Source organism: Piscibacillus salipiscarius JCM 13188 (assembly GCF_001311865.1).
In the GTDB taxonomy this organism is placed as follows: Bacteria; Bacillota; Bacilli; order Bacillales; family Alkalibacillaceae; genus Piscibacillus; species Piscibacillus salipiscarius.
On record NZ_BBCD01000025.1, the window covers coordinates 12,396 to 33,629 of the forward strand.

General features: G+C 37.3%; 20 protein-coding genes and 6 pseudogenes. 4 read left to right on the plus strand and 22 right to left on the minus strand.

All coding sequences use genetic code 11. The features are described 5' to 3' along the window. Positions 1 to 4: 4 nt before the first annotated feature. On the minus strand, positions 5 to 667 hold the full coding sequence (locus tag JCM13188_RS14325; protein ID WP_054754696.1) for a TVP38/TMEM64 family protein: 663 nt from the start codon (positions 665 to 667) through the stop codon (positions 5 to 7). Positions 668 to 866: 199 nt separating this feature from the next. Between JCM13188_RS14325 and JCM13188_RS14330 the strand changes: the two genes are divergently transcribed. Next, complete coding sequence (locus tag JCM13188_RS14330; RefSeq protein ID WP_369405067.1) at positions 867 to 1,199, plus strand: YhjD family protein; 333 nt, start codon at positions 867 to 869, stop codon at positions 1,197 to 1,199. Positions 1,200 to 1,207: 8 nt separating this feature from the next. On the opposite strand, the gene JCM13188_RS14335 is transcribed toward JCM13188_RS14330, so the two are convergent. From JCM13188_RS14335 to JCM13188_RS14365, 7 genes and pseudogenes are all read right to left on the minus strand, one after another. Then, positions 1,208 to 1,657, minus strand: coding sequence for a competence protein ComK (locus tag JCM13188_RS14335; RefSeq protein ID WP_054754697.1), 450 nt, complete (start codon positions 1,655 to 1,657; stop codon positions 1,208 to 1,210). 211 nt (positions 1,658 to 1,868) lie between these two features. Beyond that, complete coding sequence (locus JCM13188_RS14340) at positions 1,869 to 2,666, minus strand: ABC transporter ATP-binding protein (protein WP_054754698.1); 798 nt, start codon at positions 2,664 to 2,666, stop codon at positions 1,869 to 1,871. After that, positions 2,650 to 3,660 carry an ABC transporter permease gene (locus JCM13188_RS14345; RefSeq protein WP_054754699.1) on the minus strand — a complete coding sequence of 337 codons (1,011 nt, stop codon included), beginning with the start codon at positions 3,658 to 3,660 and terminating at the stop codon, positions 2,650 to 2,652. Before JCM13188_RS14345 ends, JCM13188_RS14340 begins: the two co-directional genes overlap by 17 nt. A gap of 12 nt (positions 3,661 to 3,672) precedes the next feature. Further along, positions 3,673 to 4,675, minus strand: a pseudogene (locus JCM13188_RS14350) (ABC transporter substrate-binding protein). A 172-nt stretch (positions 4,676 to 4,847) separates the two neighbouring features. Then, positions 4,848 to 6,388: pseudogene (locus JCM13188_RS14355) on the minus strand (fatty acid--CoA ligase family protein). Positions 6,389 to 6,590: 202 nt separating this feature from the next. Then, positions 6,591 to 7,597 (minus strand): annotated as a pseudogene (lplA, locus tag JCM13188_RS14360) (lipoate--protein ligase). Positions 7,598 to 7,653: 56 nt separating this feature from the next. Then, complete coding sequence (locus tag JCM13188_RS14365) at positions 7,654 to 8,355, minus strand: MBL fold metallo-hydrolase (RefSeq protein ID WP_369405068.1); 702 nt, start codon at positions 8,353 to 8,355, stop codon at positions 7,654 to 7,656. A gap of 129 nt (positions 8,356 to 8,484) precedes the next feature. Here JCM13188_RS14365 and yhfH point away from each other — a divergent pair, with 129 nt between their 5' ends. Beyond that, positions 8,485 to 8,613, plus strand: a complete 129-nt coding sequence (yhfH, locus tag JCM13188_RS19560) for a protein YhfH (protein WP_279401914.1) — start codon at positions 8,485 to 8,487, stop codon at positions 8,611 to 8,613. Between the two features lie 659 nt (positions 8,614 to 9,272). On the opposite strand, the pseudogene hemY reads toward yhfH, so the two are convergent. From hemY to JCM13188_RS19575, 6 genes and pseudogenes are all read right to left on the minus strand, one after another. Beyond that, a pseudogene (hemY, locus tag JCM13188_RS14370) lies at positions 9,273 to 10,656 on the minus strand (protoporphyrinogen oxidase). A 10-nt stretch (positions 10,657 to 10,666) separates the two neighbouring features. Further along, positions 10,667 to 11,629: a ferrochelatase gene (gene hemH, locus JCM13188_RS14375; RefSeq protein ID WP_054754700.1), complete on the minus strand. Its 963-nt coding sequence runs from the start codon at positions 11,627 to 11,629 to the stop codon at positions 10,667 to 10,669. Continuing rightward, positions 11,610 to 12,643, minus strand: a pseudogene (gene hemE / locus JCM13188_RS14380) (uroporphyrinogen decarboxylase). The gene hemH and the pseudogene hemE overlap by 20 nt, the downstream one beginning before the upstream one ends. Before the next feature lie 121 nt (positions 12,644 to 12,764). After that, positions 12,765 to 13,478: a penicillin-binding transpeptidase domain-containing protein gene (locus JCM13188_RS19565; RefSeq protein WP_369405069.1), complete on the minus strand. Its 714-nt coding sequence runs from the start codon at positions 13,476 to 13,478 to the stop codon at positions 12,765 to 12,767. Further along, positions 13,450 to 13,581, minus strand: a complete 132-nt coding sequence (locus tag JCM13188_RS19570; protein ID WP_279401915.1) for a hypothetical protein — start codon at positions 13,579 to 13,581, stop codon at positions 13,450 to 13,452. The genes JCM13188_RS19565 and JCM13188_RS19570 overlap by 29 nt, the downstream gene beginning before the upstream one ends. Before the next feature lie 53 nt (positions 13,582 to 13,634). After that, on the minus strand, positions 13,635 to 14,924 hold the full coding sequence (locus JCM13188_RS19575; protein ID WP_279401916.1) for a transglycosylase domain-containing protein: 1,290 nt from the start codon (positions 14,922 to 14,924) through the stop codon (positions 13,635 to 13,637). Positions 14,925 to 15,042: 118 nt separating this feature from the next. Here JCM13188_RS19575 and JCM13188_RS14390 point away from each other — a divergent pair, with 118 nt between their 5' ends. Next, the gene (locus tag JCM13188_RS14390) at positions 15,043 to 15,531 is read left to right on the plus strand and encodes an antibiotic biosynthesis monooxygenase family protein (RefSeq protein WP_054754701.1); all 489 of its coding nucleotides are present in this window, start codon (positions 15,043 to 15,045) and stop codon (positions 15,529 to 15,531) included. A gap of 80 nt (positions 15,532 to 15,611) precedes the next feature. On the opposite strand, the pseudogene JCM13188_RS14395 reads toward JCM13188_RS14390, so the two are convergent. From JCM13188_RS14395 to JCM13188_RS14410, 6 genes and pseudogenes are all read right to left on the minus strand, one after another. Then, positions 15,612 to 16,255, minus strand: a pseudogene (locus tag JCM13188_RS14395) (response regulator). 11 nt (positions 16,256 to 16,266) lie between these two features. Further along, complete coding sequence (locus JCM13188_RS19580) at positions 16,267 to 16,719, minus strand: sensor histidine kinase (protein ID WP_279401917.1); 453 nt, start codon at positions 16,717 to 16,719, stop codon at positions 16,267 to 16,269. A gap of 14 nt (positions 16,720 to 16,733) precedes the next feature. Further along, the gene (locus JCM13188_RS19585; RefSeq protein WP_279401918.1) at positions 16,734 to 17,045 is read right to left on the minus strand and encodes a histidine kinase; all 312 of its coding nucleotides are present in this window, start codon (positions 17,043 to 17,045) and stop codon (positions 16,734 to 16,736) included. A 121-nt stretch (positions 17,046 to 17,166) separates the two neighbouring features. Next, on the minus strand, positions 17,167 to 17,301 hold the full coding sequence (locus tag JCM13188_RS19590) for a hypothetical protein (RefSeq protein ID WP_279401919.1): 135 nt from the start codon (positions 17,299 to 17,301) through the stop codon (positions 17,167 to 17,169). An 11-nt stretch (positions 17,302 to 17,312) separates the two neighbouring features. Beyond that, complete coding sequence (gene liaF / locus JCM13188_RS14405; RefSeq protein ID WP_054754702.1) at positions 17,313 to 17,618, minus strand: cell wall-active antibiotics response protein LiaF; 306 nt, start codon at positions 17,616 to 17,618, stop codon at positions 17,313 to 17,315. 5 nt (positions 17,619 to 17,623) lie between these two features. Then, positions 17,624 to 18,190: a LiaI-LiaF-like domain-containing protein gene (locus JCM13188_RS14410; RefSeq protein WP_054754703.1), complete on the minus strand. Its 567-nt coding sequence runs from the start codon at positions 18,188 to 18,190 to the stop codon at positions 17,624 to 17,626. 219 nt (positions 18,191 to 18,409) lie between these two features. Between JCM13188_RS14410 and JCM13188_RS14415 the strand changes: the two genes are divergently transcribed. Continuing rightward, positions 18,410 to 19,585 carry a M20 metallopeptidase family protein gene (locus tag JCM13188_RS14415; protein ID WP_279401920.1) on the plus strand — a complete coding sequence of 392 codons (1,176 nt, stop codon included), beginning with the start codon at positions 18,410 to 18,412 and terminating at the stop codon, positions 19,583 to 19,585. 43 nt (positions 19,586 to 19,628) lie between these two features. Here the strand turns inward: JCM13188_RS14415 and JCM13188_RS14420 are convergent, their stop codons facing one another. Together JCM13188_RS14420 and JCM13188_RS14425 are read right to left on the minus strand one after the other, a co-directional pair. Further along, positions 19,629 to 19,943, minus strand: coding sequence for a YbjQ family protein (locus JCM13188_RS14420; RefSeq protein WP_054754704.1), 315 nt, complete (start codon positions 19,941 to 19,943; stop codon positions 19,629 to 19,631). A gap of 64 nt (positions 19,944 to 20,007) precedes the next feature. After that, on the minus strand, positions 20,008 to 20,862 hold the full coding sequence (locus JCM13188_RS14425; RefSeq protein ID WP_054754705.1) for a YitT family protein: 855 nt from the start codon (positions 20,860 to 20,862) through the stop codon (positions 20,008 to 20,010). Between the last annotated feature and the right edge of the window lie 372 nt (positions 20,863 to 21,234).

Sequence of the window (21,234 nt, forward strand, 5' to 3'; positions counted from 1 at the left end):
CCCCTTAATCATCTTCATTCACTTCTTCACGTCTTGCTCGATCAGCAGATGCTTGAATGCGCTTTTCTATATACTTACCTATCAGCCAAAACAGTCCAATCGCAACCCCTACGATAATAGTCCTCATTGGGTTTTGGGCAAATGATGCAATACTGTCACCAACGAATGAAACTGAAAAGATCATCGCCGCTTTACCTAATAAGACTGCAAGAATAAACTGCTGAATGGAAATGCTCGTAAAAGCTGCTACCACGTTTATAATGGCTGATGGTGAAAATGGAAAACATAATAATAAGAATATCGGTCCAAATCCATGACGGTCAAAAAATGAGATCACTCGATTAACTTGTTTCTGTTCTTTTAAACGTTCAACCCAGTGGAATTTCTTTTCTAACTTACGAATTAAGATAAAAACTAAAATGGCACCAGCTGACGCACTCACCCAAGAAAACAAGAAGCCAAAAATTAAACCATATACGATTGAGTTAGCTAGTATAAACACAATCACAGGTAAAAAAGGTAAAAACGCTTCTATAAACGGCAGGAGCAGGCCTGGTATCGGCCCAAAACTTCCATAAAATTCGAGTAATTGTATAATAAAGTTTCCGACAACGGAATCGGACATCATTTCTTTAAGTTCATCAAGATTAGAATATTCCTTATTCATGAGTTTAGCCCCTATCTCTGCTACGTCTAACTCCTATTTATATCAATTTCACACACTTTGCATAGCACAGTTATGTTGAATATTTTAACACAATTGCATATAATAGAACATACGTTCGATTATATTGTGGAGGGATGAACACCATGCGTTATTTAACTGAAGAAGAATTTAACATAACTTCACGCTTTTATTTTTATCCATGGCTATTGTTGTACTCGAAAAAGACATAACACATATAGAAAACGGAGCATTTAAAATAAAGGAACCCTATTTAAAATTATTAAGACATATGGAACAAATCGCAAAGAATGAGCGAAGACGATTAAGAGAAAAAATGAGGAAAGGCAAAATGGATGTCGTTTATATTCAAAAGAACGACACCTTTTCAACGTACTTATTTATCGTAAGAGGTTATGAAGAAGAACGACGGTATTTCAACCCCGCCGTCCGAAAGAAGGTTGAAAACATCTATCAGGAGCTTATGATTGAAGCTCTAAAAGGTCATGCTCAATTTCTTTCTGAAGCTTATTAATCCGTTGCTCAAGTAAGTTTCGAAACTGCGCTGTTTTGGATCTGGTTATTGAGAGACAAATAAGAAATATTAACCAGTAGGCTTTGGCCATTGCTGAAGTGAACACGCGTTAGTTTTGTTTTAACTTTTTCAATGTACAAAATATGATTATAACAAATCCACACACATTCATTAGAGTTTGGCGAAGAAGTTGGAAAAAAATAAAGTTTATTATACGTGTCAATCGCTATTGGAGTTTTGCGGCTAAATCCGGTCACGTATTGTGCACCACTTAGTCGTCCTCTAAGATCTGACCCGTGTGCTTTGCATCCTAAATCTACAACATTTTTCGGACTTAAATGAGTATGGTACTCTCGGTCCTTTTCCATTACTCGAGACCCCAATGTATCATCATTCATATAGTAAGGTAAAACCGCTAACGTCTTACCAGTGATTTGTGGTGTATCGTTAAACTTCATCCAATATTTCTCCTTTCTACAAATGTCTAGAAAAAATATATAAAAATCGACTAAAAAAGTTAAATGACCTAATATTAGATTTTTCACCCAAAACCGCTTAATAATTCAAAAAATGATTACTTAAAAGCCAAATAAATGTAAAAAACAGATAGAAATCACTTTTTATAGTTGTGAGCAACAAAAAAGCTCAACCAAAAAGTTGAGCCGTAAATTATTTCATCAGCAATGCCTTATCACTTGTCATTCGCTTACCACGAACTTTTTCAAATTCATTCAGTAGATCTGGCACGGTGAGATCTTGTTTTTGTTCTTCATTCGCTTCAAAAATAATGCTTCCTTCGTCCATCATCCACAAGCGGTTTCCGAGTTCAATGGCTTGTTCCATTTGATGAGTCACCATCACCGTTGTTAGTTGTTGTTTTTCAACCAAATCTTTTGTCAACTTAATAATGAGTTCTTGTTTGGACGGATCAAGAGCGGCCGTGTGTTCATCTAGTAACAAAATTTTAGGTTCCGTAAAAGTTGCCATTAACAGCGATAATGCTTGACGTTCACCGCCTGATAGTAGACCGACCTTAGAGTTTAACCGGTTTTCTAATCCAATTTCTAACGTCTGCAAATGTTCACGAAATTGATGACGTGTTTTTTTCGTAATACCAGAGAATAAGCTGCGGTTTTGGGTTCGGCCGAGAGAGATCATCATATTTTCTTCAATGGTCATGCCGGGTGCCGTTCCCATCAGCGGGTTTTGAAATACGCGTCCGATGAGTTTAGCACGTTTTTCTTCTGGCCATGACGTAACGTCTTTCCCATCAATCCAGACATTCCCTTCATCAGGTAGGAGAGTGCCAGCTAACATGTTAAGTAAAGTCGACTTCCCTGCTCCATTACTTCCAATAATTGTAACAAAGTCACCAGGACTAAGCTTCTGTGATATATTGTTTAACGCTCGACGTTCATCGGGAGTATTAGGATAGAAAGTTTTATAAATGTTATTTAGCTGAAGCATGCTGGACCCCTCCTTCCTGATTGTGATTTAATGCGCGTCTTTGCGATTTTTTAAACTCGCGTTTGGCTTTTGATTTCTCTAAGGTGTTCGGTAACACTAAAGCTGAAATAACAATCAGTGCTGTGATCAGCTTCATATCACTAGCCTCTAGAAAATCCACACGTAGTGCCAGTGCGTAAATCGCGCGGTAAACAATTGAACCTAAAATAACCGCTAGAGTCATCCGAACGATTTTATCTTTTCCAAATAAGACTTCACCGATAATAACCGAAGCTAGCCCTATAATAATCATCCCTACACCTAAGTTCACATCTGCAAAGCCGTTGAACTGAACAATTAGTGCGCCGCTTAAAGCAACGAGAGCATTGGAAAGCCCCATACCTAACGTAATATATAAATTCGTATTGGTTGAAAAGCTTTTTACCATACTTTGATTATCACCCGTTGCTCTAAGCGTAATCCCCGCTTCAGTACGCAGAAAGAAATCTAGTAACTTTTTAACCGTTAAAACGATGATCATCATAGAGACAATGACGTAAAACGTACTTGGTGCATAGCTAGCAATTCCTAACCATTTAAATGGGACTATTAACACCTGGTCTAGAGCCAAATTAGTCCACGTTTGTGAAATCATCGTAAAGAGCGTTGTCTCATTTAACATCGGGATATTCGGCTGACCCATTATACGTAAGTTGATAGAATACAAGGCGATCATCATCAGAATCCCTGCAAGTAGTGGATTAATATTACCTTTCGTATGCAAGAGTCCTGTGATGATTCCTGCTAACAGCCCGGCAAACGCCCCTGCTAATGTCGCAACGATTGGACTGGATCCGCCTACAATCATGACTGATGTGACAGCACCACCTGTTACAAAACTGCCATCTACGGTTAAGTCCGGAAAATCTAGTATTCTAAAAGAAATGTATACACCTAAAGCCATAATCGCGTAGATTAATCCTGATTCTACTGCGCCGTATAATGCACTAACCATATGAATTCTCCTCTACTCTTTCTCAGTTGTCACAATTTCTGCTTTCTCTTTCACCTTATCTGTTAATTCAACGCCCATTTTTCAGCCGCTTCTTTATTAATCATCAGTTTAAGTTCTGTGGATGTTCAGCTGGAATTTCACCTGGAGCTTTACCTTCTTTTAAAATTTGAACAGCTTTTTGACCAGCTTCGAGTCCAATGTCAAAGTAATCAAATCCGTATGCTGCAAAGCCGCCACGCTTAACTGAATCATGTTCACTGACCACAACTGGAATGTCTTGTTCTTGTCCGACCATTAACACTGACTCTAATGCGCTAACCACTGTGTTATCTGTAATAATTAAGAACGAATCAGCCTTTCCTACTAACGATTCAGCTGCTTGTTTAACTTCAGAAGAGGAAGAAACGGTTGCTTCTGCTGTGTCTAACCCTTTTTCTTTTGCCAACTTCTTAACAGATTCAACTTGAGAAACTGAGTTCTGTTCAGAAGCATTATAGATCAGACCAACTGTTTTCTTATCTAAATCTTTTATTAAACCTAGAGTCTTTGATAATGTTTCAGGATGCATATCAGCTGTTCCTGTTACATTTCCGCCCGGTTGTTTCATGGATTCAACAAGTCCTGCACCAACTGGGTCTGTTACAGATGTAAAAACAATTGGAATGTCCTTCGTTTCATTTAATGCGCTTTGAGCACTTGGAGTTGAGTTCGCAAATATTAAATCCACTTCATCTCCAACAAACTTTTGCGCAATCATTTGATTATTGTTGTTATCTCCTTGTGCAATTTCTTCAACGAAATTGACGTTTAACCCCGCTTCATTTAAAGCCTTTTTAAATCCTTCGGTAGCTCTATTTAATGCAGGGTGTTCAACAATTTGTGTGATCCCAACGGTTAATGCTTCACCTTCACCACTTTTACGATCCTCACTGCTTTCTGCATCTGAAGAAGTCCCACATGCTGCAAGCATCACAGTAATACCAATCATTAAAATCCATGTCCCTATTTTTTTCATAAATAAAATCTCCCCTCTTTTAACGCTTTTATGCTTGTGTGCTTTTATGTAATAAAGCATTTTTGGAATATTGTTTTCAAGTATAGAGATTTCAATTAATGAAATCAACCCTTTTTTCATAAAAAAATTCCCCAGTCAATTTGACTAGGGAATTTTGAAAGCGATTACGTTGTTATTGTGTCGCGAGTTGTTCCTTCAAGCTTCTTCTTAAAATTTTTCCGGTTGTATTTTTGGAAGTTCATCTAAGAATCTAATTTCGCTAGGAACTTTATATTTTGCTAATTTTTCTTTTGATAGTTTAAATAAATCTTCTTCGCTAACAGATTCATCTGTTGCGACAACAAAGGCAACAACTGCCTCACCTAAGTTAGGGTCTGGAACACCTATGACTGCCACTTCACTAATCTTCTCATGGCTATACAATACCTCTTCTACTTCACGAGGATAAACATTATAACCGCCAACCAGAATTAAGTCTTTTTTACGATCCACAATGTAAAAATATCCATCTTCATCTTGGCGTGCCATATCACCCGTATATAACCAACCATCTTTAATAGATGCATTCGTTTCTTCTGGCATCTTATAATAACCTTTCATCACATTTGGTCCTCGAACAATTAGCTCTCCAACTTCACCTCTTGGTAGTTCCTGTCCATTTTCATCAACTACTTTGTTTTCCACGTTGACAATATTTGTACCAATAGAACCAGCCTTGCGCGGGCGATCTAATGGGTTGAATGCAGTAACAGGTGATGCTTCTGATAAGCCATAACCTTCTGATACACGAACATCAAAGTGCTCTTCAAATTTCTCAAGTAAAGCAACGGGCATCGAAGCTCCACCAGAGATGCACAATCGAATGGAGGAGAAATTTTTTTCCTCTTCATTAGGATACTGTAATAGATAATTGTACATAGTTGGCACTCCAGCAAATACCGTTGCATGATGCTCTTTTGTAATTTCAAATACTGCTTCTGGCGAGAACTTCGGAACGACAAGTACCGTTGCACCGCTAACTAATGGAGCATTGAGTGCGACGGTTAAGCAGAATACGTGAAACATCGGTAGAGCCGCAATAACACGATCATTAGCTCCAATTTGTAGATACTCTGCAACGTCTTTTGCATTAGAGTAAAGATTCTTATGAGTTAACATGGCCCCTTTTGGTTTGCCAGTTGTTCCTGATGTATATAAAATAACTGCCGTTTCATCATCGTTTAATGTTGGGCGTTCAAGCTCTAAACTACCTGCGTGAACAAGTTTAGTAAATGAAAATGCGCGTTCATTAAGCTCTGATTGGTTTACGTCGTAATCAGGACTTGTTTCACCCACAATATAATGCTTCACATTTGGAATCAGCTTGTCCATCTTTTCAAACTTCTCCATCAAGACATCTAGTGTGATAACACCTTTTACATCCCCATTGTTAATGATATATGCGATTTCATCTGCAGTATAAATAGGATTAACTGGAATAACCTTTAAACCTAAACGTAAGGCACCGTACATTCCTATGATGAAATGAGGTGTGTTACCTACCACTAATGCGATATGGTCTCCCTTTTGGTAACCAAGCTCCTTTAGACTTGAAGCAAATTTTGTTACTGAACCTTCTAATGTTTGATAATTTGTTTCCTCTCCGTTAAACACATAGGCTGTTTTGGACAAATTATCTTTTGCCGTAAGCGACAGCTGATCACTAAGATTCATATGTATAATCCCCCTCGAAGATTGCAAGTATGAATGAATAATCATTCATTATTTTCTGAATTCATTATAATTTATTAGACTTGATACATCAAGTGAAAGGGCTTTCTAAATTCAAAATTGTAAGATATTTATTATTATATCAATTAGCATGTTTTCAAATATAACAAAACCACAGCCAAACAACCTGGCTGTGGTTCATACCTTAATAAATCAACGATAAGAAGTCTTCTTCTTCTATTTTTCCTAAATAAAACTGAATATCTAAATCTTTAGTCGCTTCTTGAATAGCGGATCGCTCATATTTGACTCCTTTTAGAGCATCTTCTAGTTCAGAAACCTCGCCGATTCCGAAGAAGTCACCAAAATGTTTGCATCTTCAATAACTCCTTTTTTAACATCTAAACGAACATCGTATGATCCGACGCCTTCAATTCGTTTCGAATGCTGGATGTTAAACTTAGGCGAACGGCCATAGTTCCACTCCCATTTTTGATAGCGATTTTCTGATATCTCGTTAATTTTTTTCCAGTCCTCTTCTTTAAGCTCATAGCGAGGTACGTCTTTAACATCTTCCACATCAAAGATATATTTTAATAATACTTCTTTAAACTGGTCCATGGTCAATTTGTCATCTAGAAACTCAGAAATATTCGCTACACGGCTGCGTATTGATTTAATCCCTTTAGAACGAATTTTCTCCGACTTAACTTTAAGGGATGATACAACATTCTCAACTTCAGAATCAAACATTAACGTTCCATGACTGAACATACGGCCTTTTGTCGTGAACTGTGCATTACCTGAAATTTTACGCCCGTAAGCAGTTAAGTCATTACGGCCTGATAGTTCTGCGTCCACCCCTAATTTTTGAAGCGCATCGACAACAGGCTGAGTAAACTTTGCGAAATTACTAAAACTATCACCTTCATCTTTTGCCAGGAAGCTAAAGTTTAAATTCCCTAAATCATGATAAACTGCTCCCCCACCGGATAGACGACGAACGACCTTGATATTATTCGCATCAACAAAATCAGTATTTATTTCCTCCACCGTATTCTGGTTACGACCGATGATAATCGATGGGCCATTAACATAGAACAATAGATATTGCTGGTCATCACTAATATTTAAGTGATTTAAAACATACTCTTCTATTGCAAGATTAATATATGGATCTGTGATATTTTCGTTATCAATAAAATAGAGCATTTATGTATCCTCCTTTATAGTCTCCTCTTTCATTTTAAATAACTCTACGATTAACTTCAATTGTTACGCCACGTCAAGCCTTCTTGAGCTAGTTTAATCGTTCCCGAGAATTGTTCAGCAGCTTCTAGGTATAGCTGATTCAAATCGCCAAAGTGAGGCAAGTGCGTCAGCCACAATTCTTTGACTCCAGCCGCATGCGCTAGCTTTCCTACTTCTTCACTTGTCATGTGACCCGCTTTTTGACCATTCATGCCTTTATAAAAACTAGTTTCTGCAATTAGCAGATCAGCTCCACGAGAAAAGTCTTCTAATTCTTTAAAATAAGCAGTATCAGCTGTATAGATAATAGATTTAAATTCACATTCTATTCTCATGGCATAGCAAGGTTTGGGATGTTTCGTTTTTAAAAAATTAAACGTAAAGGGACCAATTGACTGACCATTATAGTAAGCTGTTCCGACTGTTGCTTGGTGATTCAGCGTTTGAAATGCTTGCTTGTCATCTTGATGCGCATAAATCGGTAACTTACGAGTTCGCTTGCCTAGCTGCTTCTGAACTAAACTTGCGTACTGAAGTGACCCTACGTCTGCAATATGATCATGATGAAAGTGTGATAGAACAACACCATCTATCTCATCTAACGAGATATAGTTTTGCAATCGAGATAATGCTCCGCTACCCAAGTCAATTATTAATGAGTAGTCGTCATGTTTCAACAAATAGCATGACGTTGCTTCATTTTTTTTCTGGATAAGCACCCCAAAAACCAACAATTTTCATTTCCATATAGGTCTAACCTCCTATTTTTGTACTAAAACAGAAAAAGGTGTTAACAAATCTGTATTAATACAGTATAGTATTATTAAAAGGACACGAGGAGGAATCTCATGTTAATCTCACCAATGCAGTTCTTTAGAAATTTACCTAAGAAAAAATGTGCCGCTTGTAAAAAGGAAATGGAAGAGCAAGCCGATTGCTACACAAACAAATGTGAGAAATGCTCAACTATTATTTAATAATTACCTGAATCAACAAGATTTAACCAATCCCTCAACATAGAAAAAGCACTTAGATGATTTTACTGAACTATACTCTAAAAAGTGGACAGTTTAAAAAAGCTAGACAGCTAAAAGATGATCTCGATACTGATTCGGGATCATTTTTTGGCTCTTCAAATTTTTCGTGTCTAGGTTCTTTACTAAAACTTTTTAATGACACTTGGGGCTAACCTTTCAGGTTTGGCCTTCCCTTTCCGCGGGCGATCCGCGAGCCTTCTCGAACGCCACTACGTATCGTTCTGTGGGGTCTCGCCTGGCTCGCTTTCCCGCAGGAGTGTCAGGCCAAGCTGAAATACAAAAAGTAATCAAAATAATAACACGACAATCAATGAATAGTCCGCAACATTTGAGTTTGATCGAGTAGGTCCGTTTGGTTAGCATTATAATTTGTTTTACTCAATGTTAAACTCCCTCTATCGTTAATTTTAACCAGCAGTGGAAATACACTTCGCTTTCCACTGCGATATACGAACTACTTCCTTGATAAAGCGTCCTAGTTACGATTAAATTCATTATAACAGTGATAGTTAAATAACATAGTAAACCCCAGTTAGGGACTTTTTTTTAACCAGTCCACTAACTGGGGTATAGTTCATACATCAAGAAGCTTTTTCTAGTTAATTCATCTTCTGTTTAATTTGTTGTACAACAGACTTTGCTTGTTTGATGCAATCTGGTAACCCGACACCTCTATATGAAGCACCAGCAACATAGACATTTGGAAGGTGTTCGGCAAGTTTATTTTCAAGTGTTTCTAAGCGATCTAAGTGACCAACAGTATACTGTGGCATTGCGTTATGCCATCTCGAGACCACTTTAAACAAAGGTGGTTTATTAATCTCCATTATCGTTTGCAGATCTTTAAGTACAATTTGTTCAATCTCTTCATTCGATTTTTCAAGAACTTCTTCGTCACCAGGTTTTCCTACATACGCTCGAACTAGAATGTGTCCTTCTGGTGTTGTATGAGGCCATTTTTATGAGTCCAAGTACAAGCTGTAATTCGATATTGCTCTTTTCGAGATACCACAAACCCTGTCCCATGAGGAAGATATCAATGGCATCCTTTTCAAATGCTAGAGCAACATTTGCAACAGATGTACTTTTAGCATCGGAAAAGTCATGAATAAAATCATACTGACTAAAGATTTTCTCAGTTACACGGTGCGGAGTTGTCATAATGATGTCATCTGCTTCAATTGGTTCATTCTGATGTTCAATATGCACCGTATAAGAATCATTCTTTTTCTCAATGTGAGTGACACGTTGATTTAAGTTTATGGATTCTTGAGGCAATTCAGCTTTAATCTGATTGACAATGGTTTGAAGCCCTGACTTCAACGTCATAAATTGACCTTGCTGATTTTTCTTATTCGTTTGATTATCTGACTCCCGTAAACCTTTAATCAAGCTTTTATGATTAGCTTCTACTTCTTTAAAATGAGGGAACGTCGCATTTAAGCTTAAGTAATCAATATCTCCTGCATAAATACCCGAGATTAATGGATGTATTAAGCGGTCAACGACTTGATTGCCTAATCTGCGTCTAAAGAAATGACCAACAGATTGATCCCCGTTCTCTTCAGATCGACCTATTATTAAATCATTAAAAGCAGCTACTTTACCCCTTATAGAAAATAAAGATGATCTTAAAAATGGCTTCCATTCAAGAGGGATCCCCATTTTAGAGCCTTTTGGGATTGGGTGAAGTCTGTCTTGAGATAAGATAAACGCCTGGCCTGTCGCATTTCGAACTAATTCATCATCTAACCCTAAATCCTGGACAAGCTGTTTGGCATCTACTTTTCTTTCTAAGAAGGAATCCGGCCCTCGTTCAATGGTGAAACCGTCTTTTTTAAGGGTATCTATTTTACCACCTAGACGATCTGTTGCCTCGATTAAGGTCACATCAATGTTATGAGATTGTTTAGTCAAATAATAAGCGGCGGTAAGCCCCGTTATGCCTCCGCCGATTATGACAACTCGCTTACGTTCTTGCATGGAACAACGCCTAGCCTTTCAATGTATCTAGTACGACTTTTGATAAGGTACTTATAAACTTTGGATGTGTATTTGGCATCTCAGGTCGATAGTATGAGGCCTGAATATCATCGCATACATCTTTACATTCTACATCATTGTCGTATAACACTTCTAAGTGGTCTGATACGAAGCCGACTGGTGCATATACAAATGCTTGATAGCCTTTCTGTTCAAATAAATCGCGAGTTAAATCCTGGACATCTGGACCTAACCAAGGCTCTGGAGTGTTTCCTTCACTTTGCCAGCCAATTTCGTAATCCTTAATTCCTGCTCCTTTCGCAATTAAGTCAGCAGTTTCTTTCAGTTGATCTGGATATGGGTCACCATCTTGAATAATTTTTTCCGGAAGACTGTGTGCCGATACAACTAAGCATGCATTGTCTCGGTCTTCTTCAGGCATTGAACCGTAGACCTTATTCACTTGCTCGACCCAGTAATCAATAAAACCAGGCTCATTGTACCAATCAACGACAGATTTCAGTTCGATTCCGTGTTTAGCTGCTTCCTCCTTTGCTCTACCATTATAAGATTTAATACTAAAAGTAGAATAATGAGGTGCTAATACAATACTAACCGCTTCTTTAATACCGTCTTTTGCCATTTGCTGAACAGCATCTTCAATGAATGGATCGATATGTTTTAAACCAAGATAGAGTTTAAACTGCACGTCGTCTTGTACTTCATTAAGTTTAGCTTCTAGGGCTTCACCTTGTTCCCTAGTAATTCTAGCTAGTGGTGAAATACCACCAATGGCTTCATACCGACTACGCAGGTCTTCTATTGCTTCTTCACTTGGTTTTCTTCCATGACGAATATGAGTGTAATAGCGTTCTAAATCTTCTTCCTTATATGGCGTACCATAGGCCATAACGAGTAATCCTATTTTTTGGTTGCCATGATTGTCATCTCCTTTATTTCGCTGAGTACTCATGTACAAAGTGTGATAATCGTTTCAGTGTCTCTGGCTGCACATCCGGGAATACGCCGTGCCCAAGATTAAATACATAACCTCCATCTTGAGCTTTTGCTTGATCTAGAATCTCTTTAGTTCGAGACTCAATAACATCCCAATCTGCAAGTAAAATAGCTGGATCTAAATTTCCTTGAAGAGTCTTGGTAATTCCCATATTACGTGCTTCTGTAATTGACGTTCTCCAATCAAGACCAACTGTTGAAACAGGCAAGTCATTAAACTCGAGTAATAAATGGTTGGCACCAATACCGAATAGAATAGTTGGAACATTCTCTTCTTTTAAAGCCTTAAAAATTTTCTCCATTGTAGGCTTGATAAACTGCCTATAATCAGGCGCACTAACAGCACCTACCCATGAGTCAAAATTTGAATGGCTTTTGCTCCAGCTTTAACTTGAGCCTTGGTATAGGTAATCACTAAGTCAGCTAACTTGTCCATTAAAGCAAACCATGTTTCGGGGTCACCGTACATCATTGCCTTAGTTTTATTGTATTGCTTTGAAGGGCCACCTTCAATCATATAGCTTGCTAATGTAAAAGGGGCACCACTAAAACCGATTAGAGGAACATTTAATTTTTCCTTAGTTAAAATTTTAATCGTATCTAATACATAAGGAATATGTTGTTCAGGTTCTAGCTCTCCTAAACGTTCAATATCAGATTTACTTCGAATCGGTTGTTCAATCACTGGGCCGATTCCTTTCTTAATTTCGACATCAACTCCAATAGGCGGCAGTGGAGACATAATGTCTTTGTATAAAATAGCTGCATCTGTGTTGTAATTCACAACAGGTAACTCAGTGACATAAGCACAAAGTTCCGGTTGATGAGTAATTTCAAACAGTGAGTATTTCTCTTTTAATTTACGATATTCTGGCTGCGAGCGCCCCGCTTGACGCATAAACCAAACTGGAGCGTAATCTGTTTTCTCACCATTATACGCATTTAAAATGGTATCATTAAATTCTTTCATCTAATTCACCTTTCATTCTCGACCATTTAATCCATTACCACTATATAAGAAAATAGGGCTAGTGTATAGCAATCTGCTGGAATTGTCATCAATTTGCCCAATCTTATTGGACAAATTTTGACTAAAAAGCTCGGCTTTCATTAGAACGCTGACCAGAATAATCATTAAGAGGATTAACAGGCACAACATAATAAGTAGGATTACGAATGTAATCAACTTGGTTGTCTATATAGCGACCTTTACCTTTCACGGTTCCAACGTGCTCATGCTTACCGTTAACAATTTTGTAAATGTGGTATTCAATTCGCTCATCTTCACTCGCAGTCCACGTTAATTCTACAAATAATCCATCAAATAAACCAAATGAAAACTCTGCTTCAAAATCATTTATTTGTGGTAACCTAACTGGTTTTTGTAAATCCTCAACACCATCTGGCACATTAAACTCAGTTGGAAAATCATGAACTGAATCAAGTTTGGTTAAGATGGTACTTGACAATTGAGTCGCTAATGCACTTCCACTTGTTAAATAATGCTGCTCATTACTTTGATCATATCCAATCCAAGTAGCAATCGTATATTTTGGGTTAAATCCTACAAACCAGGAATCCTTGTATCCACTTTCAACATAAGGATGCTGTGTTGAACCGGTTTTTCCGGCTAAACTCTTAGGGTACTGGCTACCACTAGCTGTCCCGTTTGACACAACCGCCTCCAGCATTCTAGTTAAGTACCAGGAAGTTTGCTTTGAAAATAATCGCTTTGGTTCTTCACGTTTCGCCTCTAATTCATCTCCGTGCCGGTCTTTAATGTTCAGGACTGCGTGAGGATCTATATAAAACCTTCATCATAAAAGTACGATAAGCTGCAGCCATTTGTAATGGGGTTAACCCTTTTTCTAAACCTCCTAATGCAATCGATAATCCTTCATCTTTCATTTGATAACCAATATTCTCTAAATAACTCTTACCTGTCTCAACTCCAATTTCGTTTAAAACAGATACAGCTGTTGTATTTTTGATTTTCTTAGCGCATCATATAAAGTAATTTTCCCTTCGTAAACTTCATCATGATTGTGAGGTTCATAACCGTCATAATTTTTAACTTCATCATTTAATAATGTATAAGGGCTATAATAACTTTCTTCTAATGCAGGCCCATAGACTACAAGAGGTTTAATCGTTGAGCCCGGCTGCCTTTTCACCTTAACGCGGTTTAAATCTCCTCGGTTATACTGCCTGCCACCTAATGCAGCACGAATCACACCCGTTTGTTGGTCTAGCATAACGACAGCTGCTTGTGTGTTATCTTTTGATCCCTTGAAATACTCTTCCTTTTGTAACTCTTGATAGGCGATTTGTTGTGCATGTTTGTCTAATCCAACAGTTATGTCGTAGCCACCTGTGTAAATCTCGTTTTTAGATAAATGATAACCTTGTTCAATTTCTTCAACAACTAGGTCTATATAACTGTTAAGCCACTGATTTTCTTCTTGTTTTCCAATCTCTAATCCTAATGTCTTTCCTGTAGTTTGATTTAGCTTCTCAGCCGTAATCATGTCCAAATTATACATACGCTCTAATACGAGGTTTCGTCTTTCTAAAGTGATTTCTTTATTTTTAATTGGCGAAAAACGATTAGGAGCTTTAGGCATAGCTGCTAACATAGCGCTTTCTGATAAAGTTAATTCATCGACAGATTTAGAGAAAAAATATTGTGATGCCGCTTCAATGCCGTACAACCCATGACCAAAATAGATTTCGTTTAAATAGTATTCTAAAATTTCATCTTTCGTTTTAACGCGCTCAAGATAAATAGCGCCCATGACCTCTTTAGTTTTTCGCATCCAAGACTTCTCGTTGGTTAATTCAACATTTTTGACGAGTTGCTGAGTAATCGTACTCGCCCCTTCTGCCTTGCTCCATGTTATTAGATCTCTAGATACCGCGCGTGCCACAGCAAAAAAATCTACACCTGCATGGTCATAAAAACGGTGATCCTCAATGGCAATAAATGCCTCTTGAACATGCTCCGGTATATCACCAATCGGTACATACGTGCGATTTTCATCGTATAACTTTATTATTTCTTCTCCGTCCTCAGTTAATAAGACGGTTGATTCCGATAACACAAAATTTTTCTCATCAACAACAAAACGTCCTCCAAGTAGGATAAAAGCGTAACCCATTACCGTGAGAACAAATAATGCTATAATACTGTATACAAACCACTTTAAACGTGGAAACTTGTCATTGAATGGCTTGAGCTTGATCCACTTCAAATTAGCCACCTCATCTTACTATTCATTATGTATTAGTTTATCTCAAACTTTCTACATTATAGTACATCTTGTGAAAGACTTGAAAATAAAGACTTTATGAAGGAATGGTGAACTTTTTATGAAGAAATTATGGTTAACGCATGGTACAAGAGATTTTTTACTATCGCTTAGAGACAAGAATGAAAGTTTAATTGTTATGGAAGAACTTGATGGGGATGCCAAAGCAGTCATTGAAGGCGAGGAGCAGCATGTATTAAAAGAGCCTCGGGAATATGAGATTGTAGAAGAAATTGGTGAACTCAAACAATATGGATACATGGTGTTAAATAATATTCCCGTTACTTCTGAGGGCGGGCCAATTCTAGAGGATAAGTTCAAACAGCGGTCAGGGAGCATTGAATCAGCTGAAGGATTTGAAGCATTCAGAATTCTGCGTCCAACTAGAGACAATACGTACATTATTTTAACTCAGTGGAAGCATGTCGACGACTTTATGCAGTGGAAAAATTCTCAGGATTTCAAGAAGTCTCATGCCAACCAAGAACAAAAGCCAAGTTACGTGAGCGGCCATTCTTATGTCACGCAACTTGATGTAATCGAGCCTTAAACTTTATAAAAGGGTGTCCAGAAGTCATTAGAAAAAGGACACCCTTTTTTTATATTTGCATCGTTAGTCATTCAAGCATATTATGTCGATTCTTTCATAAGCCCATTCCGATGTGCGTAAACAGCGGCTTGCGTTCGATCCTGAACATCTAGCTTACTTAAAATATTACTTACATGCGTTTTTACTGTCTTAATGCCTATAAATAATTTCTCACTAATTTCATTGTTTGTAAGACCATTACCAATGCAAATGAGTACTTCTAATTCCCTCTCGGTTAACATTTCATGGGGGTGACGTTCTGGTGTTCTAATGCGATTCATCATTGCTCCGGCAACCTTTGGTTCAATCACATTTTCACCTTTTGCAGCCTTTTTGATCGCTAGAGCAATTTCATCTGCAGAAGACGTTTTAAGCATATAACTAAAAGCTCCTGCCTCGAGTGCCGGAAACACTTTCTCGTCATCATAGTAACTCGTTAAGATAATTATTCTAATATCTGGCTGTGCTTTCATAATTAGATCAGTTGCTTCAATCCCAGTTCCATGATCCATAATCAAGTCCATTAAGATGACATCAGGATTCAATTCTTTAGCTAGCTTAGCTCCATCAAATCCACTAGATGCTTCACCAACACGTCGATGTCATCTTCAGTCATTAAATAAGTAATAATTCCTTTACGCACAACATCATGATCATCTACTACTAATACTTTAATGGGTTCCATACACATCACTCCTATTTCGGAATCCGAATATCTATATATGTTCCATGACCTTCTTGTGATTTAATTCGAAACGTACCACCAATTTCCTCACACCGCTCTTTCATAGTCTGAAGACCATAAGATGTTTTTTGTTCTAATTGCTCATCTGCTTTAAACCCTACGCCATCATCATCAATATGGATAAATATTTCTTGATCTTTATTCTTTAATTCAACTTTCACATTTTGAGCATTGGCATGTCTTAGTATATTAGATAACGCTTCTTGCACCATTCTAAAAATATGCTCTTCTTTTGATTGTGAGACCTCAACTTCATCAAGATCTAAGTTAAAGTTAATGTTAGATTTTTTCTTTAACTCTTCTATTAATCTAACAAGACCCTCATGAAGTGGCTCACCAGATAAGTAGATTGGGCGTAGATGTAATAATAACGCCCTCATCTCATTTTGAGCTTGTAGTGCCATTTCTGAAATTTCTTCTATTTGTTTTTGGCATGGTCAGGTTTTTGATCGATTAATTTAACCGTTGCTTGAGACATCATCGTAAGGGCAAATAACTGCTGACTTACAGCATCATGCAAATCTCGTGCCAATCGTTGCCTTTCCTCCATGGTGGCTGCAATATGTGCTTGCTGAGCAAACTCAGACTTCTCATCTGCAAGTCGCTGAAGAGTATTGACCTGATCTTTCATTTTCTTTGCCAAATCATTTAACTCTTCTGTAAAGTTATCTAACTCATCCTCAGATTCTTCCAGAAACAGTTTAGCACTGTATTTTCCTTGCTGAAGCATAGAGACAAAATAGAAAAGGCGTGAAGCCGATCTTTAATATACTTCGTTTGTTTAAAGATTACATATAACCCTATGGGCGTCATGACGACTATAATCATAATTAAAAGAAAGAAAATCGCCTCTAAGTGCAGCCATTCAGGCTGAAATACTGAATAAGTAAAAAGGATATTAATGAAATAATGAGTAATGAGAAATAAATGATATATAATTCAGTTCGCATCATTTGAAAGCGAATACCTTTGAGCTTCTTTAACATCTACACCGCTCCTAAACGTAATTAACCGTTATATCGCCAATTTTATAATCCATGAAAATATCAATCTTTTTCGCAGCCGCCTCATAATCATCAGAAATATAAGTCACAGGCCCACCAATAGGTCCGTGACCTTTTTGATTAAACACAGTCGCTTCTCCAATTTTGACACTTGCATGGATTTTATAAGCAACATTTTCAGGTAATTTCATATGAATATCAGCAATATATCCACGTAATTTTATTTTAGTTTCTTTATTTGGAATATAAGCTTTTGAGAAATCAAAATATAAATCACCAATCCCGGTCCACATATCCATATCTCTTACTTCCCAATTTTCACTGGAGAAGTTAATGTCCGATATAAAATGTTTTTGTTTTTTATATACATGGTGATAATACTTCCCTTTGGACTTTTTTTCTTTGATGACTCAACATGAGAATCATATGCTGAATACTTCTCGTTTGATTGGGTTTTTACGAAATCATGATGATCACCATCTACCTCATCATCATCTGAATCAACGTAAATAGAAACGGTTTTTCTACCCGTAAGAATATTCGCACCGATGTAGACTAATATGAGTGGCCAAAGCTTCCACACATCGATGATGCCGAATTCGATATAATCGAAATTTCCCGCCCATAAAAGAACACCATAAACGATTAAAAACGATCCAAACTTCCAGCTCCCAGATTTGTAAGGTATAAAATAATTAGAAAAAGAAACTAAACCAATTAATACAATAATCACAGGCCATGAGTCCCAAACAACATTCGACATTTCCAAGGTAATAATACTTAGATTTTGTAAGATTAGAACTACACCAAATGCTATAAAGATAAGGGCGATTGTCCATTTTGCTAGTCTTGAAAATAATTTATTTAACATTTTACTCACCTACAAATTTTATTCGTCATACACCGTAAATATCCTTTAATAATGCTTTTTAGCCTAATTTAATTAATTCTATCATACTATTTTTATATACTTTTAGTAACATCCTTAAGTTTGTTTTCATCTCAGACTCTAGACTGAGCACCTAATATTTATCTATCTTTTAATTTCTGATATACTCAATTTAATTATTTGGAATGGGAGGTTATACATATGTGGAATAAAGTGTATGAACAAATAGATGGGCTTTATGAACGTATGGTTGAGGATCGCCGCTACTTGCATCAGCATCCTGAACTATCTTTTGAAGAAAAAGAAACATCACGTTTCATTAAAGAACGCTATGATAAATTAGGTATCCCTTATACATCAAATATTGGTGGTTATGGGATTGTTGCAAGAATTGAAGGCGGTAAGCCTGGTAAAACCGTTGCGTTAAGAGCAGACTTCGATGCACTACCGATCCAAGAAGAAAATGACGTCCCATATAAATCAAAAGTGGATGGTGTCATGCATGCTTGTGGTCATGACGGTCATACAGCCAGTTTATTAGCTATTGCTGAAGCTGTTCTACCTTTTAAAGATGAGCTTCAAGGTACGATCGTCCTTCTTCACCAGCCCGCTGAAGAATTTGCACCGGGCGGAGCTAAACCAATGATTGAAGATGGTGCATTAGAAGGTGTCGATGCTGTATTCGGAACACACTTATGGGCTACATCTCCACTACATACAATTGAAAGTAAAAGTGGAGCCTTCATGGGTGGTGCAGATCGTTTTGAAATCATTTTTAAAGGTAAAGGCGGTCACGGTGCGATGCCTCATCAAACTAAAGACCCCGTGATGATGGCAGGTCAAGCAACTGTTGATTTACAACAGATTGTAAGTCGCCGTTTAGACCCACTACATTCAGCTGTGTTAACCATTGGTGTTATGGAAGCTGGAGAAGCGTTCAATGTGATTCCTGACACTGCAAGATTACAAGGAACAGTGCGTTATTTAGATAAAGAGGTTCAAGAACAAATTATTAATGAAATGGAAAAAGTGGTTAAAGGAATAGCAGAAAGCTATGATGCAGATTATGACTTCGACTACGTAAAAGGTTACCCACCTGTTGTGAATCATGAAGCAGAAACGAAGTACTACCTAAACTTAGGTCATGAAATACCAGATGTTAAGGAAGTTAACGACGTTCCTCCCGTTATGGGCGGTGAAGATTTTGCTTATTACTTAGAAGAACGTCCTGGCGCTTTCTTCTTTACAGGTGCTCAAATTGAAGGTCATGATTATCCGCATCATCACCCTAAATTTGATATTAATGAGCAGGCATTACCAATTGCAGCCAAAGCACTAGTACATGGCTATAAAAAGTATCAAGAAGATCATGCATAATTTCATTAAAAGAGCCTCGCGCTTGATTGCGCGAGGCTCTTACTTATTTAAGTTTGACCGCTGTCCCGCTAGCGACAATCATCATCATGCCATCACGTAGAGTTTCAAAATCTAAATCCACACCGATCACAGCGTTCGCTCCTCGGTCTGTAGCTTCCTGCTTCATCTCTTTAATTGCAATTTCTTTCCCTTGATTTAGTTTATTTTCATACTGTGCACTCCTTCCACCTACAACGTCAGTAATACTAGCCATAAAATCTCTAACGACATTAGCACCCATAATGGTTTGACCTGTTACTAAATCTACATACTCTTCAATCTCATGACCTTGAATAGAATTTGTTGTGGTTACAATCACCTATAATCTCCCTTTCCATATTTAGGATATATGTACCAGTTCGACATATAGTTTGAGAATTCCTTTAAGTGGACTGATAAAAGCCCCTTCCTAATACTTCAGATGAATCCATAACAATCACGAACGCCTCATCATCCGCTTCCTTAATCGTTCGTTTTAATTTACTAATTTCCGTTTGGTTTACTACACACATTAGAACAGGACGATCCTGTTCTGTGAAACCACCTTGTGCCGAAATCCTTGTCACACCACGGTCTACTTTTTCATATATCGCTTGCTGAACTTCACGATGTCTGCCTGAAACGATAAGAGTAGCCTTGGTTCGGTTGAAACCCGTTTGTACGAAGTCAATCGACTTACTTGTCATAAATAAGCCAATTAAGGCAAACAAGCCAAGTTCGACATCAAAAACAATGATCGCTGTCAAAACAATCAAGCCATCTATCACAGCTAAACTCGCACCAAGTGATAAATTTGAATACTTATAAATCATTTGTGCGATAAGCGATGTTCCACCTGTTGATGCATCTCCTAAGTAGACAATACCTAATCCAATTCCTACACCAATTCCACCGAAGATTGATGCCAAAATCACCTCTTCAGAAATTGGTTCCATATTTCTTGTTATGTATACGAAAAACGGTAGCACTAATGAACCCGCTACAGAACGTAAGGCAGATCCTTTTCCGATTAAATAAAAAGCTAGAATTAATACAGGTAGATTAACCGCCCAAATAACATAGGCAGGTTCAATATTAAATAGATACTCTGTAATAGTACTAATACCACTAACTCCACCTGCTGCAATATAATTGGGGAGCAAGAATCCATTATACGCAAATGCAACTATTGCAGAGCCTAAAACGATGTAAAATAATTGCTGCCAAATTGGAACTCGTCCATTATGTCTTGTTACCATGTCTGTCTTCCTCTCTACTGTCAAAAACTAAACCTTGATGATTTTAACACTCGAATGTCATTTTGTGAATGACAGTGAATGAACGTATTAACGCACTAAAAGGCTTTTATAATATTATAGACGTTTCATAAGGGCATTTGAAATAATTACGTTTACTATGTGGAAAGCTATTATCTAAAGATCTCTTTAAATAAATTGAATTGTCTAGTATTGAGAAAAATCTTCTAGTAAATTTGCAAAATTGTCTAGTATTTTTTAAATTTTGTCTAGTAAATTTTAAGAATTGTCTAGTAAATTCTTTATTTTGTCTAGTATTGTAGCCAAATTGTCTAGTAAAGCCAAAATTTGTCTAGAAAAACTTATATCAGAAAC

Coding starts and splice junctions, on each gene's coding strand:
- JCM13188_RS19590 (WP_279401919.1), bottom strand. CDS start 17,301: ATGTTAAAGAAGCTCAAAGGTATTCGCTTTCAAATGATGCGAACTGAA.
- JCM13188_RS14335 (WP_054754697.1), bottom strand. CDS start 1,657: ATGAAGTTTAACGATACACCACAAATCACTGGTAAGACGTTAGCGGTT.
- JCM13188_RS14415 (WP_279401920.1), top strand. CDS start 18,410: ATGTGGAATAAAGTGTATGAACAAATAGATGGGCTTTATGAACGTATG.
- yhfH (WP_279401914.1), top strand. CDS start 8,485: ATGTTAATCTCACCAATGCAGTTCTTTAGAAATTTACCTAAGAAAAAA.
- JCM13188_RS14330 (WP_369405067.1), top strand. CDS start 867: ATGGCTATTGTTGTACTCGAAAAAGACATAACACATATAGAAAACGGA.
- JCM13188_RS14425 (WP_054754705.1), bottom strand. CDS start 20,862: ATGGTAACAAGACATAATGGACGAGTTCCAATTTGGCAGCAATTATTT.
- JCM13188_RS19570 (WP_279401915.1), bottom strand. CDS start 13,581: ATGAAAGATGAAGGATTATCGATTGCATTAGGAGGTTTAGAAAAAGGG.
- JCM13188_RS14345 (WP_054754699.1), bottom strand. CDS start 3,660: ATGGTTAGTGCATTATACGGCGCAGTAGAATCAGGATTAATCTACGCG.
- JCM13188_RS14325 (WP_054754696.1), bottom strand. CDS start 667: ATGAATAAGGAATATTCTAATCTTGATGAACTTAAAGAAATGATGTCC.
- JCM13188_RS19585 (WP_279401918.1), bottom strand. CDS start 17,045: ATGCTTCAGCAAGGAAAATACAGTGCTAAACTGTTTCTGGAAGAATCT.
- JCM13188_RS14390 (WP_054754701.1), top strand. CDS start 15,043: ATGAAGAAATTATGGTTAACGCATGGTACAAGAGATTTTTTACTATCG.
- JCM13188_RS19580 (WP_279401917.1), bottom strand. CDS start 16,719: ATGGCACTACAAGCTCAAAATGAGATGAGGGCGTTATTATTACATCTA.
- liaF (WP_054754702.1), bottom strand. CDS start 17,618: ATGGATATGTGGACCGGGATTGGTGATTTATATTTTGATTTCTCAAAA.
- JCM13188_RS14340 (WP_054754698.1), bottom strand. CDS start 2,666: ATGCTTCAGCTAAATAACATTTATAAAACTTTCTATCCTAATACTCCC.
- hemH (WP_054754700.1), bottom strand. CDS start 11,629: ATGAGTACTCAGCGAAATAAAGGAGATGACAATCATGGCAACCAAAAA.
- JCM13188_RS14410 (WP_054754703.1), bottom strand. CDS start 18,190: ATGTTAAATAAATTATTTTCAAGACTAGCAAAATGGACAATCGCCCTT.